Below are 17,781 nucleotides of genomic sequence, written 5' to 3'. Positions count from 1 at the left end.
TATGGCTCATTTGAAATGCTTGTTATATAGAGTAAAACAATTTTTATTTCAAACCGAAATTACGTGATAATTCTTCATCATGAGAAGCAACAGCCTCTGCAGTTTTATTAAGCTGCATATTAATCTCTTGTAATAGCTGTGCAAAGTTTTGTACCTTTGGCTTTAATTCATTGAACTGTTGGTCAAAACCTTCAAAAGCACGTCCTTCCCATTCTCCTCTTAATTCATTTTGCAAGTTTTGTAGTTGACTTAAAATGTCCTCAATTTGATTTGCACCTTGTCCATATCGAGCCGCTTTCGATTTAAGCTCCTCTGGTGACATACGAATTTGTCCAGCCATTTTCATTTCCCCTTTAATACATAATGAGCAAAATATATATTGGTTAATTTTACTAAACACATTATAATCTATTATTTTGAACTTTTAAACGTTTTATCTTTCTATTGAATATTAGAATATTAATATCCAACTTTTTCTTACTTTACAAGATTTTATGCGGAAAAGACCACCAAAAGGCAGTCCCTCAAAACCAAATTCTGTGTTAACTTGTAACAAAAAAGAGGAGCCATCTCCTCTTAATAAATAAACACTATTTAATTTGTTCCTTATACTCATGGTTAACAAGTACATACCATTTTCCTGTATCAAATTTTTCTTTATTAATCACGTAAACTTTATTTTGTCTCTTTACCTCCCCTGGTTTTAATTCCTTAGTAATAGTAGAGGTCTCACCTTTTTCAACCTCATAACTACTAGCTGCCCACACATCACTTTGGTAAGCATTGTCATTTTCATCCACTAAATCCACTGATGGTAAAACGGCTAATTTCATCGATTCGTTTGTGATGTTTTTCCCTTCTACTTCTACAACAATAAAGACATGTCCATTTTCAGGTTCTTGGATTCCTATACTTTCTTTACCAACCTTATCTCTTTCTACAACTCTTTTTACAGTTACATCAAATTTAGGTGTATGAAAATCCTTGTTTACAGCATACTCTTTTTCTTTTACTTTTGATTTCTCTTTTGTTTGTTCCGTATTTTTCTGCTTTGTATTCTCTTTCGTTTTCGCCTCATCAGTTGTTTGCACTTTCTTTTCTTCTTGTTTAAAATTGGTTTCTTTAGATTCTGAAGAAGTTTTGTCGGATGCATTGCCGCAACCAGATAAATTGAATACTAAAGCGCCACCTAAAATACATGTAGTAAATTTTTTCAACATCTCTTTTTATCCCCCAATAACACGATATATAAATTCCTTACTTATCATAGCAAAAAATACAATCTTAAATTGTTGCATCTTGTCGAATGATTAAGAATAATCAATTGTTTTTATTGCATATAAAAAACATGATCTTGATGTAGTACCAAGATCATGTTTTACGTTGATGTTATTTATAAAACACTTTATTCACATTATATTTCGCTTGAAATTCATTAATCATATATGTTTCGTAAATTCCTCTTTCCATCTGATTTTCTACAATACATACATCAATACGATACACTTCATCACGATGTTTTTAATTGGTGATAAAATCTATTAGTGCATTCTTGCGATAAACTACATTTATAAGGATGATAAAATAAAAAAACCACGAATAGATTACCTCACAAAATGAGTTAAAAAACTATCAACTTACAGAAAATCCCTCTAAAATGATTGTTATATATGATCGAAAATGTAGAATGAAATTAAAGAAAAAAAACATATTTAGGAGGTTATCATGACATTTGATGAATTGAAAAAAAATAAACCAACAACCTCATGGGTTGAGTATGATGAAGATGGGGAATTTTTCACTGAAGAAAATATAAGTGCAACAAATAAGGTTCTTGACACTTACATTAACCATTTACAGCAATTAGGTGAGAATCCAACCGAAGCTGAAGTCATGCAAGTTGTTAAAGAGGTCGTTATTAAATTAAATGAACTCAATATCGAACATGACCATTTTATCGAAACAATGGAAAGAGAAGATCTCTATGAATTTATCGATGCAGCTGCACGAATAGCTAGCTTAGAATCCGAAGAAGATATAACAGAAGAATGGCGGGAGTGGTAACAAAGGCCGCATTTACTCCTTCATAAAAATTCATCCCTTATTCTCCGATTGGAAAATAAGAGACGAACAAAGACAATCTACTCAGCTCCCTTAAGGTTTTAATAGTTTAATAGTTTAATATTTGATTTTCAAGTTTGCCTTCACAAATTCCTGTTAACACTGATAATAAGAAAAACAGGCCGTAAAACGGGCGATCAATTTGATCATATAGGTCATACGCTTCGCCAAGTGGAACATCCGAATCATGTGGTTGTTCACCCTGTAACAATTACTAACAGCGCGTAGAAAACGTTTGGGTAAATAAGAGGCAAATAAATGATTAAAAAGTTGTAACCCCTACTATAAGAAATACTATTATTACCAAAGGAAGAATGATAATCATAAAGGATATTATTATTGTTAATAATGCTTTCCATGCTGAAAATTGGTGTGCTTCTCCTAAACATTTTAAGGAAATAATGATTGTCCAAATTCCAATAACTATATCAATTATGGCAAAAATAAGAAACAAAATCGTTAAAGTTATGCTACTATCCATTTCCGGTGTCTCACTCGTAAAGTTTTCTATCCCAAACAAGAAAAATGAAGGCACCCAAACTAATATAAGAGAATAAACGTAAGGGATATAAGAATAGGCAACTGAGTAACGTGTTTTTTCAAAGGTACCTTGTCCACCAAGTTTTTTTGCCACCCAATTAAATAACGCTGGTAGCAAAAAATAATAAATTAAGAAAGCAACAAAGGTACCGAATATAACCATTGAGATTAATGAAACTGGACTACTTATTGAATCTGCCATATTTTTAGAAGATGCTCGATCTAAAGTCTGTACGAATGAGCCTAATAAAATAAGTAAAAACACATTCTTAGGTTTGGATATAAAAATTTCTTTCATTGTATCACGTGGCTTTGTCCAAATGGAGAACCAAGGATTAAGTGCACGTTTAAATTGATTTTCTGGAGTTTCCATATAAAAAACATTCCCCTTTCTTAAAACATCTTAAATATAATTTCCTAATCATCCCAATTATGTACCTAGAAATATTAAAGCATAAATAGTCGGTTATTTAAATATAAATATTCAATCATTTAATTTCATCTGAAACTTAGGGGGAGTGCTTCTTAGCAATTACCTCTATATTGTCTTGCATTTTTAACTATGGGCTGAGTAGTTACTTTCATTTTTGAGTACCTCACATTCTTTAATACATTGGATAAACATTTATAATCCTATCATTAATAAGAACAAACCTAATTTCCATTCCTTCAGATGTTTTACTAGAATATAATCTTCCACTTATACATCTTTTATTGCTATAAGTCTCGTGAATGGCTTCCATAAGAAGAATGCGATTATATACTTGAAATGCAACAAATCCTCTTTAAAAGCCTATACGTATTTTCCCTCCATCTTCTATATGCTGCCGTAAATAATAATACTTATGAAGTTCTATAATCATATAAAACAAACCAAACGAAAACACTGTGCATGCAGACATAAATACAATTGCCCCCATCTGTTGTGTTGCAATGCTAAGAATTATATTAGCGATTAACTGCCCCAATCCCGCTGCAATAGCTGCTACTTTTACACCACCAGTTCCTTTCGATGATTTTGATTTTTTTCTTGGTTCCTGAAGTTTTTCAATATGATTTTTATAAAAATAATACAAAGCAAAACCATACAAACCAAATGAAAGAATAAAATAGATAGGAGTTTGTAATTGTAACACTTCATAAGCATATTTTTGAGTTATAACCAATAATCCGACTGAACATATGATGCCATATACTCCTCGAAATAGAGTGTATTGTAATTGTCGTTTCCGAGGATTGATAGCAATCCATATCGCCCATAAATTTAAAAAAATAACTGGAGGAGTTACTATATATACATAGAGTAATCGAAAAGGATTCGCAAACGCAGGCAAAAGAACAAACACGTCTGCCCCCAAAAGGACAAGACCAATTACGTGGACTCTTATTTCATTTACAGGATAAAGAGCCATATAATGTGCAAAAGCTTTCTTATTAAAATCTAGACTTTTTTTCATGTTAATTAAACCACCCCGCTATTGTTGACCAGGCTTTTTTCGCACCCGTTTTCACCATATCCTTAATACTTTTATCTTCACCATCACCATCTAAATCAACATCCCATTTCACACCTTCTGTGAAATATTATTCCCTTCTCGAAAAGAAGATCAACCCATTAATAAGATCTAGACTTATCAAAAATCTCAAAAAGCCGGAGATTTTGCTGGTATCAAATCTATTAGAACTCACACTATGCGCAAAACTTTCGGCTATTGGTTCTATAAACAAAAGACATTGCAATGTTGCAAGAAATCTTGAATCATAGCACACCACAGATTTCACTTAAATATATTGGTATCACTAAATAAGAAAAAGGTAATATCTTAGTTACATTTCAAATTTTAAAAATAAAAAGGGCATATCCCTTTCGGAATTGCCCTTTACCTTAAGAGTATATGTCAGCTTATTATTTATTTCTTTTCACAAAATGATGAATCCCTTCAAAGATTACTTCTTTTAGAGCTTCTGGATAATCCAAATAACCTTGTTTTCCCGTAATTATTTCCAATAATCCCCTTACATTCCCATCAAGTATTATAGTAACTTCTGGCGTTAGTTCACCAGTTTCTTCATTTTTAAATGTTTCTTTTATCATAATTAATTTATTTTCTTCAATGACCTAATCCTCTCTAACTAAATAGCTTTTATTCTTATCTTCCCAGTATCTATATTCATAGGGGACTTGTTCATTAAATCGCTGTAAATAACCTCTCCAGTTATCCGGAATATATTCTTCAAAAGATATTGATTCCGGATAATTAGAATAAAAAATTAAACGCTCAAAATCTATTAAGAAACATGGATTATAATCATAATTGGCTTCTTCTCTATTAGTTCTTAGTTCCCTTAAAAATTCTAACCTAATATCTTCTGTAAATCTTTTATATTTTTCTATTCTTTCTACAAAGTTAGCTATTGTAGTCTCATTTAAAATACTAATGCCTTTTCTTTCTTCTGGATATTCACTAGGAGAATATCCAGCTTGATTATAATCTAAACACCATAAATCCGATTCAGTTATATACCAATTGAGCTTATTTTTATATTTTACACCTACTATAATATTTTCGACGTATAAAGGCTTAATCATTTAACTCGTTCTCCTCTCTTACTTAATAAGTTTAGCATTTCGTCCATATTCTACCAACCACCGACTAATGGGGGCAGGTAATTCGTATGCAACACCTTCAAATCCATATTTATCAAAAATACCCTTGTCAACAATCTTAGGAGCTGTTCTACCTTAGTTAAGTGGATTAGTTTTATAATCCTTCTGAATAAAAACAGCCTATGTAGTCATACAGGTTCTTCAACCATAAGTAGTTGTTTTCTTCCGTAAATTACAACCTTTTTTGTCCCTCCTTTTAACAGAACAATAGAGCCATTTGGTAAAAACTTTTCTTTAGAAAATTGTATAATTCCCCATCCTTCCTTTATCTAAATGTAATTCTATATTCATGATGTTGCTTCTCCCTTTTCTTTTCCGCAGTCTTTACTGACTATAGGAGAACCACGATTATATACTTAAAATTCAATACAGACTCTTTAAATGGTTTCATGTGTTCTACCTCCACCTTCTATATGCTTCCTTAAATAATAATACCTATGGAGTTCCATAATGAAATGAAACAACATAAACGAAAGCATGGAGTATACACACATTAATACAATTGCTACCATCTTTTGTGTTGCAAAACCAAGACTGATATTAGCAATGAGTTGACCCAATCCTACAAAAGCCAATACTCCGAAACCAGAGTTTTTTTTCGATGACTTTGATTTTTTGATTGGTCCTTGAAGTTTTTTAATATGATTTTTATAATAATGATTCAAAGCAAAAATATACAAACCAACTGCAAAAACAAAATAGATGGGAGTTTGTAATCCTAACATTCCATATGCAAACTTTTGGGTTATAACTAATAATCCTACTGAACATACGATGCCAAATACCCCACGAAATAGAGTGTATTGTAATTGCCGTTTCCGAGGATTTATAACAATCCATATTGTCCATACATTTAAAAAAACAACTGGTGGAACTATAATATACATATATAGTGGTTGAAAAGGATTCGCAAAAGCAGGCAAAAGCACAAATATATCTGCTATCCCAATAACAAGAGTAATTATAGTCGATCTTATATCATTTACAGCATAAAGAGCCATATAATATTCAAAAGCTTTTTTATTAAAATCTGTATTTTTTTTCATGTTAATTAAACCACCCCGCTACCGTTGACCAAGCTTTTTTCATTTCCCCTTTAATACATAATGAGTAAAATATGCATTGGTTAATTTTACTAAACATATTATAAGATTTTATTATGAATTTTCAAACATTTAATCTTTCTATTGAATATTAGCATATAATCAATTCTAATCATGAAACATTCTACCTTTTCTTGTTTTGATTGTTTCTAAAATACCGACAATAACCCCTAAATCAAATATTTTTTCAGCGTTAAAGATATTATTCCCGAATTTAATAATAGGTGCATTTAATCCAAATCTTTCATTCCATTAATTAATCTTAATACCCAATCACCCTTTAAACATATTAAGAACGGAATATACAATCTAACATGTCATTAAAAAAGCTTATGCAGGTTATACATAAGCTTTCTTACTCATGATTAGATATTTTTCAAATGCTACACCTTAAAGCAAGTCTTAAAAAGATTAAATATAATAGTCAGGATTTTCATCCATTTTAATTGAAAATTCTTCTAAAGAATCCGCTATTTTCCCATCCTCAGAGTAAATAGGACATTGACCTAATTCATTTTCCTCTTTAAATTTAATGGTTAAAAAGTTAAGTTCTGTTACTTCAAAAAACACTAATGATTCATCATCATCTACATCATCTAGGTTGGGATTATATTCATAAATATCTTGTCTTAAACGGAAATCTGCAACTGAAATCGGGTCCATAAATCTGTTAAAAAACGTTCTTTTATCAGAATTTAAAAACCCACAACCTATTTCTTGATAAAAGCGTTTCAGTTCTTTTGGAAGTTCCATTTGTAATAAGCTTTCTGCCTCATCTATCTCATCTTGATATATAGGATAGAAAATAGGTTTTTGTTTAGAACGGACACTTCTGTCTGCTACAACATATTCTTTCAAAAAATTAAACATAATTTTTACTACCTCCTATTAAAGAAGGGTTATTTTTAACGCTTCCTCAAGCATTGTATTAAAATCATTATATGTGTTCATTACCGTACCTGATGGTTTATCAATTTCTAAATAAGTACCGTCTGATAAGCTTTTACAAAACCACGCAATATTTGAATCGCCAAAGAAAAGATACTCTTTTTGAAATTCATTTTCATACCAAATCTCATTCGTGTCTATAAAGCCGCAAATATGTTCATGTTCATCTTTTTCTGTTTCTAGTAAAGGAGAATCGACTCCGTAAAGTACCAATCCATCAAAGTCTAAACCATTTACAGTTTTAAGAAACTCTTCGTATTCACTCGGTAAATCAACATTAAATTTCTCTTTTGCATATTCTCTTAATCTCTGAACTTCAGTATCCGTTGCGGGTGTATTCAGCTTATAATTAACACTTTTCAATATATCTTCAATTTCTAAAATCAGATTTTTCCACATATAAATTTCACCATTTCTTCAGCTTGAATCAGTTCAAAAATTTCTTTTTCATTTCCCTCATAATTGTTTAACATTCTTAGAATTTCTAAAACCTTTGCATCCATGTCACTAACTCCTATCAATTATTTTAGGACTTTCTTTTACATGTTTGCTTCTGAATCCCATACCTCTATAAATTCAAAACCTTTTAAATCACTTTCTAACACTGTATTTCTAAATTCATCTGATACAAAAACGGAAGGAATATGTAATATTTCATTTAAGTAAACTTTAAATATTGTTTGGTTCTTAACCATATTAGGTAAGAATGCGTATTTTTTGAAATCTATTACTAAGCCAGAACGTAGTTTCTTTAGTATAGCTTTCTCATAGTCAATAGCATCTAGTGCATTTAAAACGTTAATTATATAATACACTTCTCCCATCACATCATGAATTAGGGGAAGAAATTCTACATTATCACCAAGTATAGACTCTAAGAACTTTTTAGCTTTCCCACTAACCATTGGTGTACCAACTTCTCCCCAAAAATGAGGCAAATCACTTTGATTTCCTTCTTCTACACATTTAATACGTATTTCTCCCCATGAATCAGATGCTTTTACTGCCGAGTCAATTTTTCCTTCAAAATACTTTTTAGAATCTTCTTCTAAGTTCAATAGTTGAAAGGATTCATAGTCATCAAATGAACTCTTTAATTCCCAAATTTTCATGTTTACTCTCCTTTGTTATTTTTCTATTCTAAGATTACTCTTTCTTCGGTTTATTTAATTTTAATTCACCATTTAATAAACGTTCCCTTATATCATGTAAGGCGTCAACAGCATCTTCTTGAGTACCGCCCCGTTTCTTAACAAGACTTAATACTCTCTCTACTTCAAGTATGTACTCTGAACTATGCTTTCCTATGTGTAAGACTTCAGTAGTCACGTATTCATTAACTTTATAAGGTAAAAATACTCCATTAGCCGCTGAATCATGGTCTATCCCAAATTCCTTTAATAATTTTTGTGCCTTTTCTGCCCTACTATCGTTCCAAGGTGTTAGATGATGCGCTGCATTAGAATATGGGGTTGGTTCAATCCCTGCATCCTTAAGTTCTTCACGTAATATTTTAGATGCTGTATACGAATCAGGATACTCATTTTTCACTTCAACTCTATCAAGAACTTTATCCGCATAATCTTGTATTACTTCTTGTACACCTTTAACTCTATTTCTTCCACCAGTTTTAGAAAACATAAATGTATCACGGGCTTCTTGTAAAGCTTCAAAAGTTTTATCTGATTGCTACCAAAGCCACTAGTACCTGCGAATGCAAATCGTTCTTTCAATGGTAAATGATTCGAAACAGACGAAATACCTTCTGAGAATTTTGTTAGATTTGCAGTAGTTGCTACCTTCGATACTTTACTTAATCCTTTATCACCAATAAGTCCTAATCCAACTTGTGTTAAAGCATAACTTCCCCATTTAGCACGACTTTCAGCATCTCCATTTATTACATCATTAATAAATGAATCTGACAATGCATTATACATGGTACTAAGGGTATCAATAGGGTGCAAAGCAGCGTTCCCCATGTTTTCCCACGTTTCCCAATCTCCTAAAGCTTTTATTCTGTCTATTGTATCGCTAACTGCTTGTCCCGTACCATCTACAATACCGTCCCAAATTTTTTCACCAGTAGTTTTTTCAGGTAGCTTACCACACATTTCACCTTCTTCAATTGAATTGGCAGCTTGTCGAGCCCTCTCTTCTGTAATTGCTTGAATTGAAGTTGTCCATTCCATATTCAACCCTTGTGTACTAAATGTACCACTTGCAGGACTAAATCCTTTTCCACTTTGAACTTCAGCAAGACCAGTAGCAATACTCGCTACTAGTTGAAGAGCCGTACTATAGTTATTACTGGACGTATAATTGAATTCATATAGATGCTCTACTTTTTCTTACTTTACAAGATTTTATACAAAAAAAGACCACCAAAAGGCAGCCCCTCAAAATTCAATCCTATTCCCCACTCCGCGCTCCACCGCTTTCTCATACAAATACTTCGCAACGATAATATCTACTACTGCCAAACCAACCGATTTAAAAACAGTAATCTCTTCATCGTTCTCCCTACCTGCTTTTTCTCCGCTTATGATTTGTCCGAGTTCAGCGTAAATGTTGCTTGCCTCAAATAGACCTTCTTGTATCGGAACTTGAAGGTCACCTGTTTCTTCTAGTGCTGCTTCTTTTGATTCGACTACTACTTTGTTTGCATTAGCAATGGCGTGGGATGGTAGTTCTTGCATGTTCGGTTTGAATGAGCCGGCGGCGTTTACGTGGACGCCTTTTTGTAGTTTTTCTGAGAAGACTGGTGTGGATGCGTTCGTAGCTGTGACAATAATGTCAGCTTCGCTTATTGCTTCATTTGCATTTGTGTGAACATATGCAGGTTTATTGAATCTCTCTTGTATAAATTGCGCAAATGCATACGCTTTTTCTTCTGTTCGATTGTATAAAATGACTTTTTCGATGTCTCTTACCGCAAATATAGCTTCAGCAATTCCCTTCGCCTGTTCACCGGTCCCGATGATGCATAAAGTTTTTGCATTATGACGAGCTAAATGTTTTGTCGCTACTCCTGATAGGGCGCCTGTTCGAATCATCGTTAAGTAGGATCCTTCTAAAAGTGCGAGCGGTTCTCCCGTTTGAAAGTCTGATAGCATAACAATCCCGTTTATCGTTTTCTTTCCTATCTTTTTGTTCTCGGGGACTACTGTTACTACTTTTAAGCCAAGTGCCTCAAGTCCCTCCGCTACTGAAGGCATAATTAATGCCGTATTTTTCTCGTTCGCAAACGGTAATGAGCCGCGAATTGGTGTGATCGTTCTTTCTGCGGAAAATTCTTTTAAAGCAAGCGCCGCGTATTCAATGACTTCGTTCATATTTACTAAGTTTCGTTGTTCATTCGCGCTTATGACTAGCATATCTTTCCACCTCCTCCTTCTATCCTAACAAAAATCCCCGATTCAAATCATCTCTCGGGTCTACAACGAACTGATGAAATCCTGTAATAAATGCATGACCCGTTACTTTCGGAACGACAGCTTCATATGTATCTACTGCGGTTACCGACAATACTTCCCCCTCGAATTTCCCGTCAGTAATGCATTCGTGGATGAAAATTTCTCCCTTTTGTAAAGCATCTTTTTCAAAAAGAGTTGCGATTCTTGCGGAAGTTCCTGTGCCGCAAGGAGAACGATCTACTTGCCCATCAGCAAAGATCGTTACATTTCGTAAAGTTGCATCTTTTTCTTTCGGTTCATCTGAGAAAATAACGCCATATATTCCTTTTAACCCTTCTTCAAGTGGATGCTTTACTTCCATTTTGCTCTCGATGTAGTGCTTAATTTTACCGCCCCACGTTTGAATAGCAGCTAAGTCTTTGAAATCAACCTTCAAACCAAGTTCTTTACTATCTACTACCGCGTAGAATGCTCCACCAAACGCGATATCTACTTGAAATTCATAGTTATCTATTTTAATAGGAACATCTTTTTTGTATACAAATGAAGGGACATTTTCAAATGATACAGACTCTACTTCGCTCCCGTTATATTTTGCGTACGCAATCACTTCCCCAGCAGGGCTATCAATAATGAACTTTTGTTCCTCACCTGTCACTTCAAACATACCTGTTTCAATTCCTACTGTAATAACAGCGACAATGCCATGACCACACATCGTACTCCAGCCTTCATTGTGCATAAATAATACGCCAAAATCAGCGTGATCACTCGCAGGCGGAGTAATGATACAACCGTACATACCGTGATGTCCTCTTGGTTCATACATAAGAACCTCGCGAAGATGGTCCAAATTCTCCATACAGTACGTGCGTCTTTCTAACTGCGTTTCTCCTTTTATTTCTGGCACGCCGCCTGTAATAATTCGAAGCGGTTCCCCAGCTACGTGAGCATCAATTGTCGTGTACACTTTACTAACCTTCATTTCTATCTCTCCCCTATATGTTGATACTATTTTTATTGCAAATATCATGCCAACGCATAGGGTATAAATTTGTATACATTGTAAAAAAAAGCATACACTACTGTCTATTTTTTTATACAGTAGACAGTTAGTGATTATTAACCAGCACAAAACAAAAAAGCCATAACGTCACTACTTGAGCAAAGTTATGGTTCCTTTTTAAATTATTTTGCGGGATTTGAGCCAATATCAAATTTATATTTCACTCGGTAATTTTTCCCACTCACTTAAATACATGACATCTTGTTTTACGTTTTTCTTTTCAGGAAGTAAGCATAGAAACTCTAAAGAATTACCGTCAGGATCATAAAAATAAAGATTCGCAGTAGGTGTCCACGTCTGGACCATAGGCTCGGAAGGTTCAAGACCGAAAGCGGCTCTTGGTTTTATTCCTTTATTAAGAAGCCATTCTCTTGCATGAATGATTTCTTCATAATTAACCTTGAATGCAAAGTGACTTTTATTGAATTCCTCTTCTGATACCTCCCAAATGCCCAGCATTTGTTCCTTCTTATTATCTTTATCAAACCAAAAGAATGCTACACGTCGTTCTTCAATTGTGCGAGCATGAAATAATCCAAGTTTAGTATAAAATTCTTTTGCTACTTCTAAATTTCTTGTTTTAACATGTGTTTCATATAAAGTACCTGGAAACAAAGCATATTCCCCCTTTATATTTTTAGAAATTCTTACTATAAAGCCTATTTTTATAAACTAAAAATAGAAGTGATATCATATTCTTCTTACATGTTTTTCAAATTTGTAGCACTAATGCTGAATAAAATAGAAAATTCTCTCCCCCCGCCACATATACTGTTCAAAAGCAAAAAGGAAGTGATCCAATGTACTACGGAACAAAAGGCTGGTACGTAGCCGAACTAAAAAAATTAGGCGTGCGTTACCACGAAGGGCGAAAACTAGAAAGTTACCGCGGACACGTATTACGCAATTTATTACTTGCACAACAAGAGAAATTAAAAGAACAGTAATATGCTAATGTAGCGATATCGGTAATTCTCGGAATATATCAACGATTTTTTAAATATATCAGCGATTCAGTACAATATATCAACGATTTTTTAAATATATCGACTTACCGACAAATTACGTCAAATCACTCCTCCATTCCACCAACCAATCACACATCAATATCCAACAAAAAAGGTCACCCAAACGGGTGACCTTCCTTTCTTATTCACAAACAAGAATTTGTCTAGTAAATGATCCTTTTCTTGTAATACAGCGATCTGTAATTTCAAATCCTGCTTCATGAATCATGTCGTCCATTGTTTCCATCGTGACAACGACTACCTTTTTAGCGATGCGGCGCGCACTTGAAAGAATAGAGAACTGGTCTTCTGGTGTTGCATGCGTAAATAAGTCGTACGGCATATCGATAATTGCAACGTCGTAGTTCTCAGTAATTTCTTCAATTGGGCCTTTTGTTACTGTTCCTTCAAATCCGAAGTGTGCGATATTTTTTCTCGTTCCAAGAACTACAAGTGGGTTTATATCTCTACCAACGATGTTAATTCCCATAGAAAGTGCTTCTACTACTACTGTTCCAATACCGCAGCACGGGTCAATTGCTCTTACTCCATCTGGATTTGGTACAGCGATATTGGCAACCGATCTCGCAACACGTGTGCTAAGAGATGTCGAATAACTATGCGGTTTTTTTATGTGATGATACCAAACTGGTTCACTTTCTACATAGTGTCCGAAGTACCAGCGTCCTCCAAGAGGAACAATCCCGAATACACGCTCTGGATTACGAACATCCGCTTCTCCTTCAATATGCATACCGAGGTCTCGTTCAATGAGACGTCTTTCCCCATATTCAATTTTATTTTCTCCAACCAGGTCATTGATTTTAACGAAGATAACTTTAAACGACGCTCCCGCCAAATCAATTTGTTCCACTTGTTTTAAAATACTTTCTAAGTCGTCTCCTTCATACATAACCTCAACGCGCTCTTTAATAAATGCACTTCTACTCGGGTCAATTTTGACATCACTTTTCAAAATATTAACGTGAGACTCCATTCCAAAGAACGAGCGCATTTCCAAATAACATAAAGCACGCTCCTCCTCACGAAATGCATACGTATATATACATGCAGGTGTTGTACTATGATTACTCAATCTATTATCATCCTTTATCGTTTAAAATTATTATGATTACAATTATTCGAATATCTTTTTTACGTAAAATTAAATGATATCACATGCCGGAAATAAAGAGAAACGTTAATAAATAAAAGAGACTGCCTATTGGCAATCTCTTTATTTTTATTAACAGAAAGAAGTTACATTCTGAACTTGTTCTTCCTAGTAATCTAGCATACCACCATCAGTTGCTTCTCCTAATGTATCATTTGAAATTGTCCTTAACGTATACATTCCCTTCCTCTAAAGGAATTTTTTTCTGATCAACCCGTTTCGCTTTTCCCGTTTCAAGATCGGTTTGGAAAGTTGAAAAATACCACATTCCTTCTCCATTATCATAATTCCCAATAAGAAACTTCCCTTTATCTAAAGCTTTAAAACAAGTTCCTGCAATACCAAAATCATCTTCATTAATTTTCACTTCGAGCACTTTCCCTTTATGAATGTAAAAAGCTTTCGCTGTTGAAAAATTAGAAGACTCACGTTGCAGTGCTACGAAAAAATCTGGTGTACCTTTACTTACAAATCCATTTTTTCTAGACGTATTAAATACAAACTCTCCAATTTTCGCCTCTTGCAAATATAATGTCGCGCTTGTAGATTGTAAGGCAAGCTGATATTCACCTTTATATATTTGATCCCCTTCTTGTGCACCAACCCAAGGCTCTTTTTGCGTTTCATGTTGTTCATTATTCGAAAAAACATGCAAAGTATACGCTTCTCCCTCAGTAGAATTCATTGAAACAGTGTAGCGACTTTGCACTTGTGGATTTATTTGTGATCCTTGTATTTTTCTACTCTCTTTTTTATTCCCCTCGGTACCCTCTACCTTCGTCACTACTTTTTCATCTGAACCTTCTTGAGCACATCCACTTAACGCTAAACTTACGACGATACTACCCATCAATAATTTCTTCATCTTGCCCCCCAAAATGAAAAGCTGATTAAAAATAATATTTTTAATCAGCTCTCTCTATTTTCTATGAAATTATTCTTCAATTAAATGAGACATTACATATGCATATACTAACGCTTCTGTATGTGCAATCGAACTTTCATGTGTACGCTCAAATGCATGAGAAGAATCAATACCCGCTCCAATTAATGCATGTTTCACATCAAATCCAGCGTGAATCGCAGCTGATGCATCCGATCCATAGTAAGGATAAATATCTACTTTATATTCAATATTGTTCGTTTTCGCAAGCTCTACTAAATGTTTACGCAGTGCATAATGATACGGACCGCTAGAGTCTTTTGCACAAATAGATACTGTATATTCGTCAGATGCTTGACCATCACCTAACGCTCCCATATCAACCGCTAAATACTCAACTGTTTCTTCTGGAATGTTAGAGTTACCACCGTATCCAATCTCTTCATTATTAGAAATTAAGAAATGCGTTGTATATGGTAATGTTACGTTTTCGTCTTGTAATCTCTTCATTAATTTTAATAAAATCGCAACACTTACTTTGTCATCTAAATGACGTGATTTTATGTATCCACTCTCTGTAATTTGAACGCGCGGATCGAATGAAACGAAGTCTCCTACTTCAATTCCTAATTCACGTACTTCATCAGCTGAAAAGACACGCTCATCAATACGAACCTCAATATTTTTCTCGTCGCGTTTCGCTTCACCTGCATCTTTATATACATGCACAGATGTTTGATGCATTAAAATCGTTCCTGTATAAGTCTTACCGCTTGATGTTTCAATTTCGCAATATTCCCCCTCTACAGAGTTCCAGCGAAATCCGCCAATCATAGAAAGACTTAGACGACCGTCAGGCTTAATTTCTTTCACCATCGCCCCTAACGTATCAACGTGTGCCGTTAATAAACGGTGCTGTGCATCATTTTTCCCTTTTACCGTTAAAATAAGAGCGCCTTTATTGTTACGCTTCGTTTCTACGTTCCACTCACTTACATAGTTTTCAATAAAACGAATGATTTTCTCTGTATTTCCAGACGGACTCGGAATAGAGACAAGCTCCTTAATAAGTTCCATCGTTTCTTTCGTATGATGTGCCATTGTCGTTTCCTCCTCATTTTCTCTACTATTCAGTATACCGAATTTACTATAAATCCTCTACTAATATAGCTTAATTTTCTAAATTATATTAAAATTCACTTTAACAAAAAAAACATAGCGTTATTCATAAACACTATGCTTTCTATCAAACTATTCTTCTGACACATCTAATAAATAAATGCCTCTTTCAAACCCACCGCGCTCTATTTCTTTTTGCTTTCGTAGACTTTCTACATCTTCAATTGTTGCACCTTCTGCACGCGCTAAAGAGATAATTACTTCCAGTGCATCCGCAAGTGAATCTAGCGCATGTTCACGCTCTTTCATAGAAGCAAATTCACGAATTTCTTCCGTTCCAATTTTCGCTAAAGCTTGTATGTATGCTTGTCCTGTTAATTTTTGTGCTGTATATGTTTTTCCAGACCTTAAAATCTTCTCTGGAACACGATCTCTTACTAACTTGTTATATGCTGACATCACTCAACCTCCTATATTTAATAACATCCGAGCTCTGCTTTATAGAAAAACCATTTTTTCTTCACGCACGCACTAAGCATATCAATTCCTGATCCATGTGCCCTTACGTGCGGAAAGAAATAGTACTCTGATTCTTCTTCCTTACTATATAAAGTTTGGTACTCAGCTGGAATTGCTTCTTTTTTCACATCTTTTTCTTTCGTCACCTCGGCAGAAAACGCAACGCTTGGATGTCCTTCAAAAAACAATGCAGTTCGCACCGCCATAGATGGTGTACTATGTAAAGCATAATATGCTATTACAACCATGCCAATAACACCAATAATTTTCTTCATATATTACTCCTTAAAAAAAAAGTGCTAACACAATTATACTAAAATGTGTTAGCACTTTCTCCCCTTTACCTTAAATTAACCGGCAGTAAAACTACCATTAATTCAAATTTCACTTTATTCCCCTTTAAATGCAGGCAAACGTTTTTCTAAAAATGCAGCAATGCCTTCTTTATGATCCGCTGTTTGTCTCATCGCATATTGGCCGCGCTTTTCAAGTTGCAATGTTTGTTCTAAATTAGAACGATTTACTTCACATAAAATTTGCTTCGTTTGAATCATCGCTTTAATCGGCTTTTGTGACCATTCACTAATTTTTTGCTTCACAGCCGTTTGGAAATCCTCACCGATTACTTCATCAATTAAACCGATATCAAGCGCTTCTGTTGCTGATAATTTCTTTCCTTCCCAAATAATTTGCTTCGTCATATTTTCACCGACGCGCTTTTGAAGGAAGAAATGGCCGCCACCATCTGGAATTAAAGCGATTCCAATAAAGTTCATCGCAATAACGGATGATATATCTGCCATCACATAGTCAGCTGTTAACGCAATACTTAACCCAAGACCAGCAGTCGGTCCATGAATCGCACTAATCACAAGCTTAGGCATCGTATATAAAGTTACAACAACTTCAGAAATAGTATTCATAATGCCATCAAACTTGCTTTCATCATTACTTGAAAGCATCGATTTAATATCTCCACCCGCAGAAAAACCACGGCCGTTTCCGCATAACACAACAATGTGTGCAGAACTCTCCGCTACTTCTTTCAGTTTTTGTAATAGCTCTTTTAACGTTGGTTCATCTAATGCATTTAACACCTCTGGGCGATTGACCATAACTGTTGCAACGTGCCCTTCATATTTCACAATGACAGATTCTGTTTTACTTGTTACTTCCATTATATATACCCCTCTTTTCTACATAAAGATTATACTTAT

22 protein-coding genes and 5 pseudogenes are annotated in these 17,781 nt (G+C 34.3%); 3 read left to right on the top strand and 24 right to left on the bottom strand.

Going from position 1 to position 17,781, the window contains the following annotated elements:
• Positions 1-43 precede the first annotated feature (43 nt).
• The 3 genes and pseudogenes from AC1Q8N_RS13940 to AC1Q8N_RS13930 all read right to left on the bottom strand — a co-directional run.
• Entirely contained in the window at positions 44-340 is a 297-nt protein-coding gene (locus AC1Q8N_RS13940; RefSeq protein WP_000918588.1) for a WXG100 family type VII secretion target, read from the bottom strand.
• A gap of 250 nt (positions 341-590) precedes the next feature.
• Positions 591-1,220 (bottom strand): DUF4352 domain-containing protein, encoded by a 630-nt coding sequence (locus tag AC1Q8N_RS13935; protein WP_098642566.1) that lies wholly within the window; start codon positions 1,218-1,220, stop codon positions 591-593.
• A 169-nt stretch (positions 1,221-1,389) separates the two neighbouring features.
• Positions 1,390-1,518 (bottom strand): annotated as a pseudogene (locus AC1Q8N_RS13930) (GIY-YIG nuclease family protein); the annotation flags it as partial.
• Positions 1,519-1,725: 207 nt separating this feature from the next.
• Here AC1Q8N_RS13930 and AC1Q8N_RS13925 point away from each other — a divergent pair.
• Complete coding sequence (locus tag AC1Q8N_RS13925; protein WP_098642567.1) at positions 1,726-2,064, top strand: hypothetical protein; 339 nt, start codon at positions 1,726-1,728, stop codon at positions 2,062-2,064.
• Between the two features lie 106 nt (positions 2,065-2,170).
• On the opposite strand, the gene AC1Q8N_RS13920 is transcribed toward AC1Q8N_RS13925, so the two are convergent.
• The 3 genes from AC1Q8N_RS13920 to AC1Q8N_RS13910 all read right to left on the bottom strand — a co-directional run bounded on the left by AC1Q8N_RS13920 (position 2,171) and on the right by AC1Q8N_RS13910 (position 4,118).
• Positions 2,171-2,332: a hypothetical protein gene (locus AC1Q8N_RS13920; RefSeq protein ID WP_003304587.1), complete on the bottom strand. Its 162-nt coding sequence runs from the start codon at positions 2,330-2,332 to the stop codon at positions 2,171-2,173.
• Positions 2,333-2,383: 51 nt separating this feature from the next.
• Positions 2,384-3,034, bottom strand: a complete 651-nt coding sequence (locus tag AC1Q8N_RS13915; RefSeq protein ID WP_070168460.1) for a Yip1 family protein — start codon at positions 3,032-3,034, stop codon at positions 2,384-2,386.
• A gap of 412 nt (positions 3,035-3,446) precedes the next feature.
• Complete coding sequence (locus AC1Q8N_RS13910; RefSeq protein ID WP_098642568.1) at positions 3,447-4,118, bottom strand: hypothetical protein; 672 nt, start codon at positions 4,116-4,118, stop codon at positions 3,447-3,449.
• Positions 4,119-4,245: 127 nt separating this feature from the next.
• Between AC1Q8N_RS13910 and AC1Q8N_RS13905 the strand changes: the two are divergent.
• Positions 4,246-4,469: pseudogene (locus AC1Q8N_RS13905) on the top strand (tyrosine-type recombinase/integrase); the annotation flags it as partial.
• A gap of 98 nt (positions 4,470-4,567) precedes the next feature.
• Here the strand turns inward: AC1Q8N_RS13905 and AC1Q8N_RS13900 are convergent.
• The 12 genes and pseudogenes from AC1Q8N_RS13900 to AC1Q8N_RS13845 all read right to left on the bottom strand — a co-directional run bounded on the left by AC1Q8N_RS13900 (position 4,568) and on the right by AC1Q8N_RS13845 (position 12,477).
• Complete coding sequence (locus AC1Q8N_RS13900) at positions 4,568-4,777, bottom strand: hypothetical protein (protein ID WP_098642569.1); 210 nt, start codon at positions 4,775-4,777, stop codon at positions 4,568-4,570.
• 3 nt (positions 4,778-4,780) lie between these two features.
• Entirely contained in the window at positions 4,781-5,251 is a 471-nt protein-coding gene (locus AC1Q8N_RS13895; protein ID WP_493521218.1) for a hypothetical protein, read from the bottom strand.
• Positions 5,252-5,429: 178 nt separating this feature from the next.
• Positions 5,430-5,577 (bottom strand): annotated as a pseudogene (locus AC1Q8N_RS13890) (DUF4176 domain-containing protein); the annotation flags it as partial.
• Between the two features lie 129 nt (positions 5,578-5,706).
• Positions 5,707-6,375 carry a hypothetical protein gene (locus AC1Q8N_RS13885; protein WP_142330289.1) on the bottom strand — a complete coding sequence of 223 codons (669 nt, stop codon included), beginning with the start codon at positions 6,373-6,375 and terminating at the stop codon, positions 5,707-5,709.
• Between the two features lie 468 nt (positions 6,376-6,843).
• Positions 6,844-7,302, bottom strand: a complete 459-nt coding sequence (locus AC1Q8N_RS13880; RefSeq protein WP_070168448.1) for an SMI1/KNR4 family protein — start codon at positions 7,300-7,302, stop codon at positions 6,844-6,846.
• 18 nt (positions 7,303-7,320) lie between these two features.
• On the bottom strand, positions 7,321-7,779 hold the full coding sequence (locus AC1Q8N_RS13875; RefSeq protein WP_098642571.1) for a YrhA family protein: 459 nt from the start codon (positions 7,777-7,779) through the stop codon (positions 7,321-7,323).
• Positions 7,780-7,919: 140 nt separating this feature from the next.
• A complete protein-coding gene (locus AC1Q8N_RS13870; protein WP_000707080.1) occupies positions 7,920-8,492 on the bottom strand; it encodes an imm11 family protein in 573 nt (190 codons plus the stop codon).
• A 34-nt stretch (positions 8,493-8,526) separates the two neighbouring features.
• Entirely contained in the window at positions 8,527-9,021 is a 495-nt protein-coding gene (locus AC1Q8N_RS13865; protein ID WP_002203410.1) for an AHH domain-containing protein, read from the bottom strand.
• Positions 9,022-9,178: 157 nt separating this feature from the next.
• Positions 9,179-9,731 (bottom strand): annotated as a pseudogene (locus AC1Q8N_RS13860) (cytoplasmic protein); the annotation flags it as partial.
• A 48-nt stretch (positions 9,732-9,779) separates the two neighbouring features.
• Positions 9,780-10,757, bottom strand: coding sequence for an ornithine cyclodeaminase family protein (locus AC1Q8N_RS13855; protein WP_493521217.1), 978 nt, complete (start codon positions 10,755-10,757; stop codon positions 9,780-9,782).
• Positions 10,758-10,776: 19 nt separating this feature from the next.
• Positions 10,777-11,829, bottom strand: a complete 1,053-nt coding sequence (locus tag AC1Q8N_RS13850) for a proline racemase family protein (protein ID WP_493521216.1) — start codon at positions 11,827-11,829, stop codon at positions 10,777-10,779.
• A gap of 186 nt (positions 11,830-12,015) precedes the next feature.
• Positions 12,016-12,477 carry a VOC family protein gene (locus AC1Q8N_RS13845; protein ID WP_048545603.1) on the bottom strand — a complete coding sequence of 154 codons (462 nt, stop codon included), beginning with the start codon at positions 12,475-12,477 and terminating at the stop codon, positions 12,016-12,018.
• A 131-nt stretch (positions 12,478-12,608) separates the two neighbouring features.
• Between AC1Q8N_RS13845 and AC1Q8N_RS13840 the strand changes: the two are divergent.
• Positions 12,609-12,809 (top strand): annotated as a pseudogene (locus AC1Q8N_RS13840) (YflJ family protein); the annotation flags it as partial.
• Between the two features lie 202 nt (positions 12,810-13,011).
• Here AC1Q8N_RS13840 and AC1Q8N_RS13835 read toward each other — a convergent pair.
• The 6 genes from AC1Q8N_RS13835 to AC1Q8N_RS13810 form a co-directional block, all read right to left on the bottom strand.
• Positions 13,012-13,965 carry a TRM11 family SAM-dependent methyltransferase gene (locus AC1Q8N_RS13835; protein WP_048545605.1) on the bottom strand — a complete coding sequence of 318 codons (954 nt, stop codon included), beginning with the start codon at positions 13,963-13,965 and terminating at the stop codon, positions 13,012-13,014.
• 229 nt (positions 13,966-14,194) lie between these two features.
• Positions 14,195-14,908, bottom strand: a complete 714-nt coding sequence (locus AC1Q8N_RS13830) for a hypothetical protein (protein ID WP_098222850.1) — start codon at positions 14,906-14,908, stop codon at positions 14,195-14,197.
• A gap of 69 nt (positions 14,909-14,977) precedes the next feature.
• Positions 14,978-16,027, bottom strand: coding sequence for a M42 family metallopeptidase (locus tag AC1Q8N_RS13825; protein ID WP_098123545.1), 1,050 nt, complete (start codon positions 16,025-16,027; stop codon positions 14,978-14,980).
• Positions 16,028-16,177: 150 nt separating this feature from the next.
• Complete coding sequence (locus AC1Q8N_RS13820; RefSeq protein WP_048545611.1) at positions 16,178-16,504, bottom strand: nucleoside triphosphate pyrophosphohydrolase; 327 nt, start codon at positions 16,502-16,504, stop codon at positions 16,178-16,180.
• Between the two features lie 17 nt (positions 16,505-16,521).
• On the bottom strand, positions 16,522-16,839 hold the full coding sequence (locus tag AC1Q8N_RS13815; protein WP_048545615.1) for a YjcN family protein: 318 nt from the start codon (positions 16,837-16,839) through the stop codon (positions 16,522-16,524).
• Between the two features lie 114 nt (positions 16,840-16,953).
• Entirely contained in the window at positions 16,954-17,742 is a 789-nt protein-coding gene (locus AC1Q8N_RS13810) for an enoyl-CoA hydratase (RefSeq protein WP_000454176.1), read from the bottom strand.
• Between the last annotated feature and the right edge of the window lie 39 nt (positions 17,743-17,781).

Source organism: Bacillus sp. GW823-FHT06B01 (assembly GCF_058952315.1).
The sequence above is the reverse complement of the archived record's forward strand: the minus strand, read 5'-3'. Positions and strand labels throughout refer to the sequence as shown.

Bases quoted from the DNA above. Each gene is read 5' to 3' on its own strand.
- AC1Q8N_RS13940 (WP_000918588.1), bottom strand. From the start codon at position 340: ATGGCTGGACAAATTCGTATGTCACCAGAGGAGCTTAAATCGAAAGCG.
- AC1Q8N_RS13935 (WP_098642566.1), bottom strand. From the start codon at position 1,220: ATGTTGAAAAAATTTACTACATGTATTTTAGGTGGCGCTTTAGTATTC.
- AC1Q8N_RS13925 (WP_098642567.1), top strand. From the start codon at position 1,726: ATGACATTTGATGAATTGAAAAAAAATAAACCAACAACCTCATGGGTT.
- AC1Q8N_RS13915 (WP_070168460.1), bottom strand. From the start codon at position 3,034: ATGGAAACTCCAGAAAATCAATTTAAACGTGCACTTAATCCTTGGTTC.
- AC1Q8N_RS13910 (WP_098642568.1), bottom strand. From the start codon at position 4,118: ATGAAAAAAAGTCTAGATTTTAATAAGAAAGCTTTTGCACATTATATG.
- AC1Q8N_RS13895 (WP_493521218.1), bottom strand. From the start codon at position 5,251: ATGATTAAGCCTTTATACGTCGAAAATATTATAGTAGGTGTAAAATAT.
- AC1Q8N_RS13885 (WP_142330289.1), bottom strand. From the start codon at position 6,375: ATGAAAAAAAATACAGATTTTAATAAAAAAGCTTTTGAATATTATATG.
- AC1Q8N_RS13880 (WP_070168448.1), bottom strand. From the start codon at position 7,302: ATGTTTAATTTTTTGAAAGAATATGTTGTAGCAGACAGAAGTGTCCGT.
- AC1Q8N_RS13875 (WP_098642571.1), bottom strand. From the start codon at position 7,779: ATGTGGAAAAATCTGATTTTAGAAATTGAAGATATATTGAAAAGTGTT.
- AC1Q8N_RS13870 (WP_000707080.1), bottom strand. From the start codon at position 8,492: ATGAAAATTTGGGAATTAAAGAGTTCATTTGATGACTATGAATCCTTT.
- AC1Q8N_RS13865 (WP_002203410.1), bottom strand. From the start codon at position 9,021: ATGTTTTCTAAAACTGGTGGAAGAAATAGAGTTAAAGGTGTACAAGAA.
- AC1Q8N_RS13855 (WP_493521217.1), bottom strand. From the start codon at position 10,757: ATGCTAGTCATAAGCGCGAATGAACAACGAAACTTAGTAAATATGAAC.
- AC1Q8N_RS13850 (WP_493521216.1), bottom strand. From the start codon at position 11,829: ATGATATTTGCAATAAAAATAGTATCAACATATAGGGGAGAGATAGAA.
- AC1Q8N_RS13830 (WP_098222850.1), bottom strand. From the start codon at position 14,908: ATGAAGAAATTATTGATGGGTAGTATCGTCGTAAGTTTAGCGTTAAGT.
- AC1Q8N_RS13825 (WP_098123545.1), bottom strand. From the start codon at position 16,027: ATGGCACATCATACGAAAGAAACGATGGAACTTATTAAGGAGCTTGTC.
- AC1Q8N_RS13820 (WP_048545611.1), bottom strand. From the start codon at position 16,504: ATGTCAGCATATAACAAGTTAGTAAGAGATCGTGTTCCAGAGAAGATT.
- AC1Q8N_RS13815 (WP_048545615.1), bottom strand. From the start codon at position 16,839: ATGAAGAAAATTATTGGTGTTATTGGCATGGTTGTAATAGCATATTAT.
- AC1Q8N_RS13810 (WP_000454176.1), bottom strand. From the start codon at position 17,742: ATGGAAGTAACAAGTAAAACAGAATCTGTCATTGTGAAATATGAAGGG.